The organism is Mucilaginibacter sp. 3215, assembly GCF_050433785.1.
Lineage (GTDB): Bacteria > Bacteroidota > Bacteroidia > Sphingobacteriales > Sphingobacteriaceae > Mucilaginibacter.
Genome location: NZ_JBNPWO010000008.1, coordinates 19,401 through 33,457 on the forward strand (window position 1 = coordinate 19,401; position 14,057 = coordinate 33,457).

General features: G+C 40.5%; 11 protein-coding genes. 5 read left to right on the forward strand and 6 right to left on the reverse strand.

The features are described 5' to 3' along the window. Window positions 1-23: 23 nt before the first annotated feature. The 4 genes from ABIC84_RS14870 to ABIC84_RS14885 are packed head-to-tail and all read right to left on the reverse strand — an operon-like array spanning window position 24 to window position 3,150. A complete protein-coding gene (locus ABIC84_RS14870; RefSeq protein ID WP_429264039.1) occupies window positions 24-1,058 on the reverse strand; it encodes a restriction endonuclease PLD domain-containing protein in 1,035 nt (344 codons plus the stop codon). A gap of 5 nt (window positions 1,059-1,063) precedes the next feature. Continuing rightward, a complete protein-coding gene (locus ABIC84_RS14875) occupies window positions 1,064-2,158 on the reverse strand; it encodes a DNA cytosine methyltransferase (protein WP_429264040.1) in 1,095 nt (364 codons plus the stop codon). A gap of 53 nt (window positions 2,159-2,211) precedes the next feature. Further along, the gene (locus ABIC84_RS14880; protein WP_429264041.1) at window positions 2,212-2,727 is read right to left on the reverse strand and encodes a hypothetical protein; all 516 of its coding nucleotides are present in this window, start codon (window positions 2,725-2,727) and stop codon (window positions 2,212-2,214) included. Window positions 2,728-2,730: 3 nt separating this feature from the next. After that, on the reverse strand, window positions 2,731-3,150 hold the full coding sequence (locus ABIC84_RS14885) for a very short patch repair endonuclease (RefSeq protein WP_429264042.1): 420 nt from the start codon (window positions 3,148-3,150) through the stop codon (window positions 2,731-2,733). A 26-nt stretch (window positions 3,151-3,176) separates the two neighbouring features. On the opposite strand from ABIC84_RS14885, the gene ABIC84_RS14890 reads away from it, so the two are divergent. The 5 genes from ABIC84_RS14890 (at window position 3,177) to ABIC84_RS14910 (ending at window position 10,616) form a co-directional block, all read left to right on the forward strand. Further along, window positions 3,177-3,464 (forward strand): hypothetical protein, encoded by a 288-nt coding sequence (locus ABIC84_RS14890; protein ID WP_429264043.1) that lies wholly within the window; start codon window positions 3,177-3,179, stop codon window positions 3,462-3,464. A 582-nt stretch (window positions 3,465-4,046) separates the two neighbouring features. Then, entirely contained in the window at window positions 4,047-5,192 is a 1,146-nt protein-coding gene (locus tag ABIC84_RS14895) for a hypothetical protein (protein ID WP_429264044.1), read from the forward strand. After that, window positions 5,193-7,151 (forward strand): hypothetical protein, encoded by a 1,959-nt coding sequence (locus ABIC84_RS14900; protein WP_429264045.1) that lies wholly within the window; start codon window positions 5,193-5,195, stop codon window positions 7,149-7,151. Beyond that, the gene (locus tag ABIC84_RS14905; RefSeq protein ID WP_429264046.1) at window positions 7,144-10,134 is read left to right on the forward strand and encodes a helicase-related protein; all 2,991 of its coding nucleotides are present in this window, start codon (window positions 7,144-7,146) and stop codon (window positions 10,132-10,134) included. Before ABIC84_RS14900 ends, ABIC84_RS14905 begins: the two co-directional genes overlap by 8 nt. Window positions 10,135-10,304: 170 nt before the next feature. After that, window positions 10,305-10,616 (forward strand): hypothetical protein, encoded by a 312-nt coding sequence (locus ABIC84_RS14910; RefSeq protein WP_429264047.1) that lies wholly within the window; start codon window positions 10,305-10,307, stop codon window positions 10,614-10,616. Between the two features lie 596 nt (window positions 10,617-11,212). On the opposite strand, the gene ABIC84_RS14915 is transcribed toward ABIC84_RS14910, so the two are convergent. Both ABIC84_RS14915 and ABIC84_RS14920 read right to left on the reverse strand, forming a co-directional pair. Beyond that, window positions 11,213-12,130 carry a hypothetical protein gene (locus ABIC84_RS14915; protein WP_429264048.1) on the reverse strand — a complete coding sequence of 306 codons (918 nt, stop codon included), beginning with the start codon at window positions 12,128-12,130 and terminating at the stop codon, window positions 11,213-11,215. Between the two features lie 22 nt (window positions 12,131-12,152). Then, the gene (locus tag ABIC84_RS14920) at window positions 12,153-13,925 is read right to left on the reverse strand and encodes an AAA family ATPase (protein ID WP_429264049.1); all 1,773 of its coding nucleotides are present in this window, start codon (window positions 13,923-13,925) and stop codon (window positions 12,153-12,155) included. Window positions 13,926-14,057 lie beyond the last annotated feature (132 nt).

The window sequence follows — 14,057 nt, forward strand, 5'->3', positions numbered from 1 at the left end:
GTTTAGGTAGTGATCTAAATGATTCATTTCGAGGCGTCAAAATCGAGATACCAAATGCTTGGGTCTTTGGTAGCAAATAAACCGATAGTATTTCTTCCGTAAGCTGCAATTACATTATCAGTTACAGGTGTACCCATTTTTAGAGCCCCGCTTTCTTCCATGCGGCCCTTAATCCACTTGCCAAGAATTTTTAAATCATCTTTAGACCGAAAATTTTTGCTGTAATCGCCGTTAGTTTCACATTTAAATGCCCAGTTATCATCAGTAAATACCTCGAAGGTTTGATTCGATGGATATCCTGGCTGTGAAGTAATGCCTTTACTAACAATAAGCTCTACCTCATACCAAGGCCGAGGAGCAATATAGCCTCGCTGATTTTCCCTTCCTTTGCCGAAATATGGATTTAGATTGCTTTTAGGTTTAGATTTAATTGGTATTTCAAACTTCACTCCAGTTAGATTTCTTAAGATGCCCGCCTTTTCATCTTTATCGACCTTGCTAACATTTTCATGATTTTCAAGCAGTTGATTAAATTCAACAAACTTAGTGACAGGCACGTTTTCAAAAGGCGAACCTATTTTAGTTATTATTTCTTCCAGCGAGGCGTGAATGAGGGACGATTCTTCACCTTTTAGTAAAATATCAGCCTCGTACTGCCTGCTAACCTTATCGTACAGGCTGCCCAGGTTTGACGAACCAACCACCGCTGATTTCGTTGCATCGATCATGGTAAAGGAATACATTTTTCCATGAAATTTTAAGGTGTTGGCAATGTAAACAAACCCCAGGTCATTGATTTGAAGAAACGCGTTTAGGGTTCGCGCGGCCTCATATTGATTTTTGGTGAATCCGTCAAAGTAATGCATGCCGATTAATAACTCCAGCCGCGGCCTTCCATTTAACTCGATAATCCTTTTAAGATCGATTAACGCATCAGATGATATATAACCACTCGCTATTTTTAAAGTCTCGCAAATTTTCAGCGCCTCCTCCATATAATCTTTTGGAGTATTGCACTTAAAAACGGCTGGCTGATAATTAGATAAAAGTAATTCCATGCAAATTAAACTGCTATGCTAAGATCAAGGCGCTCTTTTAAAGTCATACTCTGAAACTCTGCACTTTTCTTTTCAAGATCAGCATGATGATAATTACCGGTAAACAAGGGCAACAAAGATTTAGCTAAAGCAAAAACTCCGCTCGGAGGTACTGCGTTTCCTATCTGCTTTCTAACATCTGCTACTGTCCCTTTGAATATAAAGTCATCAGGAAATGACTGCAACCGCGCTCGTTCGCGGTTAGTTAATGCACGGGGCTCCGGCCAATGATATCCGTGAGTTCCCCCACCTCCGGCAGCAATTATAGTCTTTGAAGGTTCATCTAATTTTAGCCTCCTATAAACGTGACTAATCATGCCTTTAACATATAGTGGGTGTTCTTTAGGAATGCTTGTAAAGTTGCCTCCTTCGGGTATAAGCTTTAATAATTCTTTAGTTCGCTCTGCAATATTCATGTGTTCATTATTGAAGGGAATATCATTAGCATTGGCAATAGCTTCCCCCGCAGTTACGTATGGATACTGCCCTTTGGGGCCATGTGTTGGGGCGGGATGGGTAAAGTTAAATCCAGTATCTATACGGACGCCAACAATTAGCACTCGTTCGCGAAATTGCGGAACGCCGTAGTCTGCAAAATTATATAGCTTAGGAGTAACAATATAACCAGGCATGATGCTTTCAAAATCTTTAATGATTTGCTGAATAGCTTTTTTGTTATTTGCCGTTAACAATCCCTTAACGTTCTCTGCGATAAAGACCTTTGGTTTTTTTGCATCAACAAAGCGTAAAAAGCTCTTATAAAGATTGCCCCGTTTACCATTAAGGCCCGGTTGTTTCCAAATCATCGAAAAGTCTTGGCAAGGAAATCCTCCTAAAATAATGTCGCAATCTGGAATGGACCTATCTGTGTATGGGTCAATCTGTTCAATATCTCCTTCTACAATTATTCCTTTGCCAAAATATGAGCTGAATGATTCACAAGCAAAATGTTCAAAATCATTTGCCCAAACCGTTTGATAACCTGCTTTGTGAAAGCCGAGGTCAAGACCACCGCATCCGGAGAAGAGCGAGATAACTTTAGGTTTTTTTTGAGTTGTCATGTATTTTATTTTTTATCAAAAATACTAATATATTTAGCATTGAGAACAGTTAGTCAGCATAAACTTAAGTCATTAATTGGACATAGTTCGTCAAAAGTTTTAAACACGCCTAAATAGTTCTTTTCATCTAAAGGAGAAAGTGACTTCCTGTCAATGAGTTGTATTAATTTTTCTTGGTTTATAAATCCTAAGATTTCACAAGTTCTATTTCCTATGTTTACTGCTATGAAAACAGCAAAATCGAAATTTGAATTTAAAATCCTGGGCAGTTCTCCAAACTGAAATGTTATAAGGCTAATTTTTTTTCCGTTCAAGCTAAACGCAGGTATATAATTCTTTTCATTAGCTTTTCGAACTGCATTGATATTTGTTGTTCCCAAAAGTTTTTCTAACGCAATTTCCCCGTAGGATCTCACTAAAAAATTGTTGAAATAAACTTGTCCTTCAAATCTGTCGCGTAATTGATTAAGATTTTTAATTCCTAAATTTTTTAATGCTATATTTTTTAGAAGTTCATATCTAACGTATTCTATTTTAATTTTATAAGAAGAGCTTTTATCCAACTGCATTGATTATATATTTTTTATCGTCCGAACTAATTTTTCAAGTGTACCTTCAATTTTTCCCTTTTTTAAATCACATTCCCAAACTTCTAAAACACGCCATCCTAGCTCTATTAGCCGAGCGAAATTTGCTTTGTCTCTATTAATGTTTTTTTCAATTTTAGGAAGCCAGTAGGATTGATTGCTTTTGGGTTTTACAAAATATCGACAACCATCGTGACCATGCCAAAAACATCCGTGAACAAATATGACAGCATTATACTTGGGCAAAACTAAATCAGGTTTGCCGGGCATTTCTTTTACATTTAGGCGATATCTAAATCCATTTGAAAAAAGGAATTTACGCACTTTTAATTCAGGTTTTGTATTAACACTGCGAATTCTCGACATATTATAACTTCGAGTTTCAATTGAATGCGTATCAGCCATTTTGCAGGGTGTTCTTTTAATAATTTATGTTAAAAATCCATTTTTTTGCTCAATTTTTCGTACATTCAAGTATGAAATTTTGGATTAATTCAGGGTACAATTTTCACTCTTTAACGTTATTAGAAGAGGATAAATTACTTTTATTGGTTGATGGAATGAGTCGTGAGGATATTATAGAATGGCTTTCATGGAATGATCCTAATGGGATATATAAAGATGAACATTCATTAAAGGAATTAGGAAATACGATGACGCGGGAGGAAGGGCTAGAAATTTTGTTACGACAAGTAGGAGAAAACAGAATTATTATTTAAATAAACTAACCAAATAAAAAACTATCAGGGAATCAGGCACTGGTTTCAAGTAACGCGAAACTTCAAAAGCCGATGGACACTTACAGGGAAATTATAAATATGAGGTCGAAGATTATTTTAGGGCGCCTAAAGCGTCAAATTATGCCTTATCTCCTAATGGAACCCGAAATTTCCGGGCTGATCGGTTGGTCTTTTTTTACACCATGGATGGAATACTGCTCATTTTAAAATCTATTAAGTGAGAAAAATGAATGCTAATTCAGTTGAACAATTGTCCAGACCATCCGCCTCTAATGTTTGATAGTCAAAGATCTCCCACAATGCTTTAAATAAAGTTAATATATGATGCAAAAGATGTAGATAAAATTCTAAGTCAATCTGTATCGGAAGTTATTTTAAAGCAATAAGCTGATTCATCACAATGATTGGGTAAGAACCAATATTTAAGGATAGAGAAAAAAATCACTTCCCTGGTTAGTTCTTGATGGTTAAGGGGCTAAAACAAGTAATATCATAACGTTTTCCAATATCATAAGAATAGCGATAATTTAAATCTCTATATTAGATGGCCAACATTATCGCATGTACTTTTTTACCTTAAAAGATCCGAATTATATGGTCAAAGGTTCCCGTGATCCGCTAGGTTTTCAGGCACTTTGGCAAAAAGCAGGGCGTACGATCATTCCTGCGTTGTCTACAGTTTCCAACAACATCCGTGATTTTCAGGTCATGGCTTTAGCAAGATATTGTCAAAAGGCCTTTCATGTCTCTGAACGCGATGAACTTGCTTTTTTCCTATGCTTTGAGCAGTTAATGGCCTACGTCCGATTTGTCGAATCCGATGGTTATGATTCTTTTAATGGCATCGACAAAGTAACCCGTATAATGTCCGCTGATGAGAAGCAATTGTCTTTATCTGTCGGCGGGGAGGATCAGTTGTTGTCCAATCAAAAAAGCTATGGTATCTGGGGTAAATATAACCGGCCTTTCGAGGAGATAGGTTTAGGGAATGACCTTATACTGAACAGCGTGCAACAGCAGAAACTTGATGAAAATAAAAAGCTTGCTCAGGTCATAGAGAAGCTTGCAGCGAAGAAGGGGGCTTTGCATAAGATCGACCGAAAAGATCTGCAAGATCTGACCTCCGTATTTGAAGTGCCGCAAAATGATGAAAGGCAGTGTTATATAGATCACCTATTGACAGATACATACGGAGGCATTCTTTTAAACCTTGCAACAGATTCCCCTGAATTAACAGGCATGACTTTTTATGAGCAGCTCGATGTCATGGAGACGCAAACTTCAGACAAAGGTTTTGCTTTCCAACTGCAAAAATTACGCGCTACAGAACGGGTGCTAAGCCCGTTGAACAGGGTGTTTCGCTATCTGCAGGGCCAGTCCTATTGGAGTTTTGCAGAACTTGAGAACGATGAACTTATCCATGACTGGACCAAACGCGCACCGATCTCAGGGCCTACACTCGTTGATGAACGATACACTTCGATACTAAATAGTAATAATCGGGACCTGGTGACCGGTTTAGCTGCAATTAACAGTGAGATTTGCGCTCGCAGGGAATCCGAACCATGGCTGAACATTACCCCGGGAGGTGTTGAGGTCAACCATTTTGAGGGAGGATTTACACGGCCCGGTTATGATCCGCTTACCGAAAATGATTATACCTATTTTTTGAATACCTGGTTTCACTTATTTAATCAGCTAAATTAATTGCAGCGCGAGATCTTAAAGGAACAGATAAAAGAGGCTATCGACGGGCGTACGGTGAAAGCGGCGCTTTTTTATACATTCAACTTCGACCCGGCTTTTTTTGAGAACTATGTTATGCCTTTGCTGGTGCCAGGCAAAACATTTCAGAACGAAACTATTTATAATAATATTCTTTGGCGTCGCTGTGCAAAGGAGGGGATCGTTCCTCCGGTAACTGTTTACTGCGATCATTATGCTAAGGATAATGCAATGGCACCAACACTCGGTTATGAGATCAGGTGTGTCCGTTTAGGTGGCAGATCCGGTAGCCTTGTCAATTTTCATCCGAAGGAATGCTGGCTTTTATTAGATGATAACGAACTGATCCAGGTAAATTCCTCCGCAAATCTGACCCCTTCCGGCTGGTGTGAAAATTTGGAATGCTGTACCGTTCTCTCGCTCGGAAGAAACTCGCATCCGAAGACCAAAACTCGTACGAAGCGCCAGCAGCTATTGGAGACCATTAGCGGGCTTGCCTCTGAAAAAGTGCTAAGCCCTGCGGAGGATCTTATTTATAATGCCCTAAGATATACCAACGATTCTGACGAATATTTCTCCAACCTGTTTCTGCCATTTTTTGAGGTTGTGAAAAATATAAGCGAAAGGATCTCTCCATACCGGGTGGAGATCATCGCCCCATACATGTATGGGGAGGCTGCGATTTTAACGGAACTCGATCACATAGGCATCAATGATATCTATTGCCTTGTTCCTTCCTTGAAAACGAATGAAGTGCTGCTTAGTAAGAATGTGTTTATAGGTATGATGGAAAAAGGTGTCCAATGGTGTAACTGGATAAACACCTCGATCGGAAACGAACCAAGGAACCTGCATGCTAAGGTCTATCGGATTTATGGCCAAGAGAAGGTCATCACCATTACCGGTTCGGTAAATTTCACCGGGCCTGCATGGAGGCGTCACGATACCGGACCCGGTAACGATGCGAACATAGAATCTGCGATAATTCACTGGGAAGATAATACACAGGAAGAATGGCTGCGGCCAATACCGAACCTTAATATCAATAATTTGAAGTTTCTCTCCCGAGATGATGTCAATATAACCGAAATGACAGGAGCAGCAGGCCGGGACGCACCTTTTCTGACCTTTACCCTTAATTGGAAAACCAAACAACTATCATCCAACGGTAAGCTATCCAAAGCACGGGTTCGTTTTAAAAGCTTACTGCTTTATGCCGAATTGCACAAGGCGCGCACTACTTTTGAACTTAGTGCGCAGGACATTAAGCAACTAACAAAAAATGCGCTTATCGAATTAGTATCTATTGACGACGAAAGTTTAGTTTATACCTATTATCCGCAACAAATTGAAATCGACAGCAGGCCGCTTGATTTTAGGCTCAACCCGGAGACGATCTTAAGTTTTTGGCTATCCGGCAACGATCCTTATTTTGAGGACGAGCTGACCGGACGGATCGCCGAACAGGTAACGGATGAATTTTCCGGTGAGGTAGCGCCCGACGATTTTGAATCGCCATCTCTGTTAAATGATATGGCACGTCATTTTTCTGGTGTGAACAGTTTAGAAAAAAAACTTTTTGATCAAGTGTACCATGATCCTGCTGAGCAATTTCGTACGCTGCGTTATTACTTGCTGACAGAAAATCTTGATACCGTTCAATTCTATATTAAAGGGCTTCGAACCGCTCTATCTGAGAACAGGATCAGCAGAAGTTTTTATTGGATGATCTTACAGATCCTCCGTACAAGGATATATGACAGGGCTCTGCAATGGCCTCATCGGAAAATGATGTCCGGCGAATGGGCTAAATTTAAAGCAGGTATCGTGTCTGCCTCACAAGCTATTAGCACGGAATCGGCTGCGATAGCCCCTTTGATCGACGGACTAAAGGAAAAAGCAGAATGGATCATTACTCAACTACGTTCTAACCATGACTGATCCTGAAGCAATACTTGACCTGCGTTCACACCCCGGTATCGCTCAGTCCGTGGCTGACCGGCAACTGGCGGTGATCCAAAAAGCTTATGCATTTTTGTCTCAGCCGCAGAATAGCATCATTTATATCGCCGACGAGGTTGGCCTTGGTAAAACATATATCGGTCTTGGTATCGCTACACTTTTACGGCATCACTTTAATGGAAATGCAGCATTCACCGATCTTATCCTCGTCCCTAAAAAGAATTTGCAAGACAAATGGCTGAAAGAATTACGAAATTTTGCCAAGAACAATTATTTGATGGCCCGCCCAGGATACGCTGATGCGACAGGAAGTGAAAACATTATCTGTGAGCGTCTCCGTCCGATCAAACCTGACGCAGGGTTTACCATCTTAAGAAATACTTCCTTCAGTAGTGTCATTTCATCAAGAAATCAATTAAGGGATTATCTGGATAGACAAGTGTTTAATTCGGATCCCTTCTGTAGTGCGATTTTATGGAAAGCTCATTACAAAGGTTATTATAACAATGGAAACCGATCGCTACTGATCCGCCTTGTCGCTTGTATGCTCAATGCAATGTCTGCAAAAGTAAATTGCCTGATCATTGATGAAGCGCACAATTATAAAAAAGGTCCTCACAGCGATGCGATAAGAAACCAGGTCGTTGCCCGTTTTCTTGGTACGGTCGTAGATGATGAGATCATTGCTGAATTTCCCGAGCTAACTATAAGAATGAAATATCCGCTGGCAGAAAAGGTGATCTGCCTTTCGGCGACGCCAAAGGACAGACACTTACTTGAGCTAAAGAATCAGATCGGCTGCTTTACTAACGCAAACCCTTTGCTGGATTGCGAGACCCCTGAGGATATTAAAGATCTGCTGCCAAAGTTTTTGATACGCGGCAATATGGAATATGTCCTTGGCGGTGAGAAATTTTCCCGTAATCAATGCCGGCATGAACATCGTAATGGAAACGTTGATAAGCAGCCCGATGGTCAGCCGATCACATTGAGCGACGGGATAGAGAGCGTATTCTGGCAATTATTGCAGTACAAATCTATTAAGCATCTTTCTCAAAAAGCCGGTGCTTCATTTGAGATCGGTATGCTGGCAGGGTTTGAAAGCTATCAGCTGGATATGGATAAACGGATCGCGAGGCAGGCCGATGACGAAGGCGAGGTGAATACCGATAAGGAATATGACCTGATAAATCATCGAACACAAAAGCACAGCGAGGATGCAAATGTCATCCGTTCGCTTATCGATTCTTACAGGGATAATTTTGGTAATGAGCCGCCTCCTCACCCAAAGCTTTCTAAACTTGAGTCGGAACTGACCGCGCAATTTGGAAAACAGGAAAAATCGCTGGTCTTCGTTCTCCGTTTGGCTACTGTTGACGAGTTGCTTCAGCATTTGCTTCAGCGTTACGACCTGGAGATAGTGAGCCAACAATACCTGCGATTGGATGGTAAATGGAAAAAGTATTTGTCGCCGGATGTTATCACGCTCAAAAAAGCTTGCTATAAATTTTATAAAGACAAAAAGCGCAATGATGCTTTACTTCTTTTTTCAGATTTGAACGAAGTTTCGGAATGGTGGAATGTTCTCTACCCATATGAAGGTGATAATAATATCTCCGGTTATCTTCGCCACTGTTATCTGCGTGATATACCTGAACTGATCGCAGCGTTGGATGACTACCTGAAGGAAGGTAGATTTCGCCGTAAACAAAAATATGCTGCACTCTCCGCGCTGAAAAGATATCATACGCAGTGGCAGGCGCAGAGCAGCGAAGAAATCGAAGAAGCTAATAACGATGAACCGGAACTCCGCGCGGATTCTTTCTTTAAGAATTATTTTAAAAGGCACCAGGAAGGCTACCGTTTCCGAACAAAGACCTATCGTGAGCATTGGTTCAATGTCAATTATTACCAGCTGCTTTGCTCTGAAGCAAAATGGAAGATCGAGGCTGAGGCAGCACGGTTGCGGACCCCGGCAATGCTTAATTTAACCGACAACATACGGGCTTACAGATTATTTAGCATTTATCAGGACGCATTCAGGACCGCTTGCCTGAATTTGGAAGCTCCGGCCATGAAATTTCCACGTCAGAAAAATGGCAATCCATTATATAGGTCAACTTTTCTAACGGAATTGCTGTTAAATATATGCGCACCGGAGTGGGAAGCCTGGAAAGGAAGCAGGCGAGATCTGCCTCTTTCTGAGGTGTTGCAAGACATAGCCGTATTGGAAGCTATGTTACATTCCGTTTTTCAGCATAGCAGCGGGCTATTGCCTGCATTCGTTGCCGAATCGGCCGATCGTAAATTTAGTAAAGACCTGATCGCGTTGCTTAAAGATGCTGACAGCCCGTTCCATTTTGTCCTGCAAGAAATTAAAATGATCATAACGGATCATGACCTGATCGTTTCCGTTAACTTTCAGCACAGAGACCCTAAGACGATCGGTGATCTGCTTCAGAACCGTTCTCCGGTGGTCGGCGCAAGCGGACAGGATAAGAACCGCAGCGCGATAGCCGCGCGATTCCGCATGCCAGGATTCCCATATGCATTGATCGCTACGGATATCTTTCACGAAGGAGAAGACCTGCATACCTATTGTCAGGCTGTATATCACTATGGCATATCCTGGAACCCCAGCGGAATGGAGCAGCGGACCGGGAGGATCGATCGTATCAATTCATTGAGTTATCGTAAACTTACAGCGTCGCAGGAGCGTAATTTCGATAATAAGATCCAAGTGTTCTATCCATATCTTTCGCGCTCGGTCGAGGTGAATCAGGTGGTCAAATTATTTGGGCACGTCAATAACTTCCTTCACGATTTTAACGATATCGATGCCGTACGAACTTACGAGAGTGCTGTTAAATTAGAAGAAGAGATCGTCGAGGGGGGTATCCCGCAGCCGATCACCGATAGGGTCACTTCCAAATATGACGTTGACCATTTCCAAGGTGTGTAGGGAAACGGATACACTTATGACCTTTTTCTGGTAGTCTAAAAAACTTTAATACCCGGGGGTAAAATAAATTTTACCAGCTAAATTTTATTGAGTTAAAGTATTGATAATCAGACACTAAATTAAAACTAAATTTACATTTGCTTTTTTCGCGATGTTCCCAAATTTTCAGCATGGCATTTGATGTCCCTGTAGAAATTTATAATATTATGGATACTCGTTTTGACAATTTTCTTGTGGCGCTTTTAGCCCAAGATGGCAGGTTTGACCTGAAGGAAGAAAAAAGTGATTTTGTGCAAGTACTGTACAGAAGCAACGGTGAAGATTTTACTAATATCGGGACAACAATCGCTTGTAGTAAGCATCAATGTTCGGTTGCCTGTAACCCCGATCTGCCGGAGCATATCAAGAACGCTTTAAAGCGTGCCGCTGATGAAACGGGGTTCAATTTTGAAGAGAGAGATCCGGAATCCCCGGAGGAATAAGATCTCGCGATACCAAGCTTCATGTCGCTTTTATTAGCGGCATGAAGCCTGGTGTCGTTTCCGATATATCGCCAATGTACCTTATGTTCAGAATAAGGTCAGCTGAACACGTTCTGTTTCAAATTTGCTGATCGGGTTCAGTGCCAAGTGGACGATCTGCCTTGTAATTAGAGGTATCTGAAGTGTCCATCTTTCTTTCGTCAATCGCTTTAACTCGCTCAAGGCGAAAGTCAATGCAAAGTCCCTTGAATTGAACTTTTTGTCATAAACTGACAATTCGCATCCCCCACCGGCTGTCCCAAAGCTATCGCTCAGGGCATAGGTTAAGACGTTATTAGAGCTACTTCCAATACTTAAAGTGCTGTGTTCACCATCTTATATGAACTATATATCGCAAAGAATGGCGACGACATCGAACTTGTTATGTTTGTGAGTAGGTTCATAAATCGCGATGAGTTTCACCCAGCCATATTTGTTCACCATGTGCAAGAGTATGATATATGGCAGTTCCCCATCAATACAAGAGCGTTGAGTATATCTTCCAGAAGATCTACCCGGCTATGAAAAGCCCGAAAAAGACTTAAGCAGGATTAAGTTCAGGTGATCTTAAAGATTTTTTTCAGCTTATTATTGCCATACTTCCTGATAATATCACTATTCATTTTCGATAAGGGGATGTGGTGAAATTCAGTAGGCTTAATTTTCGATCCGAAAGCATGTTCAAAGGCTTTCAGCGGGTTTTGATGTGAGAGTTTGAATATATTTTTTAATATAGACGGCCCGTAACTGATCGCCTTATTCAAAACTATCCGTGCTGAATCCTTTTGAGTACCATATTGGTCCTCAAGTTTGAAAAGGGAAATGTTTCCGTTGTATTTTTTCTTCTTGAATTTATTATCAAAAACAAGATCAAACGGACCTTCCTTTTTACCCAGTATATCGTCAATATCCTTAAAATTTGCGATATCGAACACACATTCGTTCTCAAAGCCATTAATGTACGGATGTGTGTTCTTGCTAAGTGACATCGTTGCCCCTAACTTAAAATTGGTATTACAAGTGGTACAGGCAGGAATTAGATTATAAAATGATAAAGCCAGCAACGGGAATTTTGCGTCAGAGAAAAAGTGATCCAAAGGGGGCCTGCTGATCACCACGCCCGCTTTATTAAGTGTTACCCCGATCTTTGTCAGATTACAATATGGACAGGTTTTGAAATCCAATGTTTTACACATATTATCCGCGCGGTATTTCGCACGATTACGTTTTCCAAATTCATCATAGTTAAATACCCGTTGGGCGGCATCTGCAATATCACTCTTCGCGTGATGCTTTAATGAAGTATAAATCAACTCATTTAGGTTCAAAAGTTTCCTAGGCGTAGCACTCAAAAACTCTTTGATCAATGCATCAGTTTTGAAATATTCAGCAAGCAGCTTATTGTCCGTTTTTTTAAGCCGGAATTTTATTATAGGCAATAATTTTTTCGCGTGGTCAGCGGCATGTTTTTTCATTGCCGGTACGCTGTAATGAACTTTAAGCATTGGCCGACCTTTCCAATTCGTTGATCAGCAATTGTCTGATAACCGGTTCATCTACCAGTTCGATTCGCTCCATGATCGAACGGCTTTTAGCTTTCTTAACTTTTATCGCTTTCAGCTCCGCTATATCCTTTAATATACGATTGATAAAATTCCGCGCTATATTGCCGATAAGGCTACTTTGGATAAAAAAATCATTTGCAAGTAACTCATTTGTATTTTGAGCAAAAGTCCCAATTGATCCAACTTTGTTTCGCAGCCCTGTTGTTTTATCTACTTTTAGCAGATGTACCCTTTCTTTCGGAAAATCCGAAAGTACCAGCGGTGAATGTGTCGCCAGCAGCAATTGAAAATCATTTGTGCCGAAGAAATTATTGAAATAGGTAGTTAAAGTCTCTATGTATTTGATCTGCCAGTCCGGATGAAATCCCATTTCTCCCTCATCGATAATCATCAAAACAGGATCACTTACAGCCTTAAGCTTTTTCCTGGCATCATAAAGCCGGGAGAAAAGATCTAAAAAAGCCTTTTGACCGCTGCTGACATTACTCCAGTCGAATGATATAAATCCTGAAAGTCCCGGCAGTAAATGCCTGCGCTCATTCTCTTCATAAGGTGCATTAAGCATCGAGAAAACATTATCAATCAGGTCATCTGAAAGATCAAGTTTAAGATTTAATATAGTGTTGGCGCTTTCAAAAGATACATTTTTACCATTTATCGCTTTGAAAACGATATTAACGAAATAGGAAAATATTGATCGGTCGTAGATCTCCTGTTGTGTGAAAAACTTCAGTATCAGGCTGATCAGGTCATCCGGGTCATCACTTTTATGCTCAGCCACTTCTTTAACATCAAAGTTTTTGAAACGGTGAGTTAATATGGACGATGTTTTTATCTTGTTTAATGACCGAAAGTAAAGACTAACAAGATTTCGCAGGAACATTAGCTGCCCCATTGTCTTCTTGGTCATTTTGTTTTCTGGGTACTCGCGGAAGAACGTGGCGCATAAAGCCTGTAGCTTAGAATAAAGATCATAGTCTTCCTGCGAAAGGTCATCCTTATCCGGGTGAACTCTATGAAAACTTATCCAAAACTTTTCCGGAACATCAAAAGGCAAAGTGAATTTGTCTGTCAGCCCCTTTACGAATGCAAGCTGCCTTTTGATGTTCTTTACTTTATGTGCAAGCAGTGAAGATGGTAACACCGAATCGTTTGCTTCATTATCATCGTCGGGATCGTCTATGTCATCCATAATGATTTGGGTGGCCGATATATCTATTGCCGGCTGCGGGGAATCTTCATCTGATGATAACTCCAGCATATTAAAATCTAAAAATGGAGAATAGTAGATTACACTTCTGCCGGGTTCATAAGTTGGATCTTCGTGAAGTTCATGTTCAATACCGGGAGAATTGACGACATTGAATTTGTGATTTTTGATACTTACAAATACGTCGACCTGATTTGATGCAGTTTGAACGACCTGAATGTAATCGTACGTGTAGCTATCCTGATAGCTATCCTTTTCTCTCGAAATAGCTGCGATCAATTTGAGCAAGGTTGTTTTACCAACCCCGTTCTCCCCGGCGATCATATTGATGTCTTCAATATTGTGGCCATAGAGATCGCCAACATGATCGGTTTTTTTAAGAATGTTTAATGTGCCATCCTCATCAAAATTAATATCGAAATTATTGCTGAAGCAAATCTCGATCGGGGCAAATCCCTCATAATTCTCGATATAGATATAGAGTAGTTTGTTCATGGAAGGTGTGAGGTGTTAGTGCAGTCTAAGTATCTTGTAATAGTTTAAATAATTTATTTTTAAGAGGCAAGCCCCAATTTATGCTTAAACTATAGTATTATATAACAAAAACATTGGTTGCAATAATGAGGA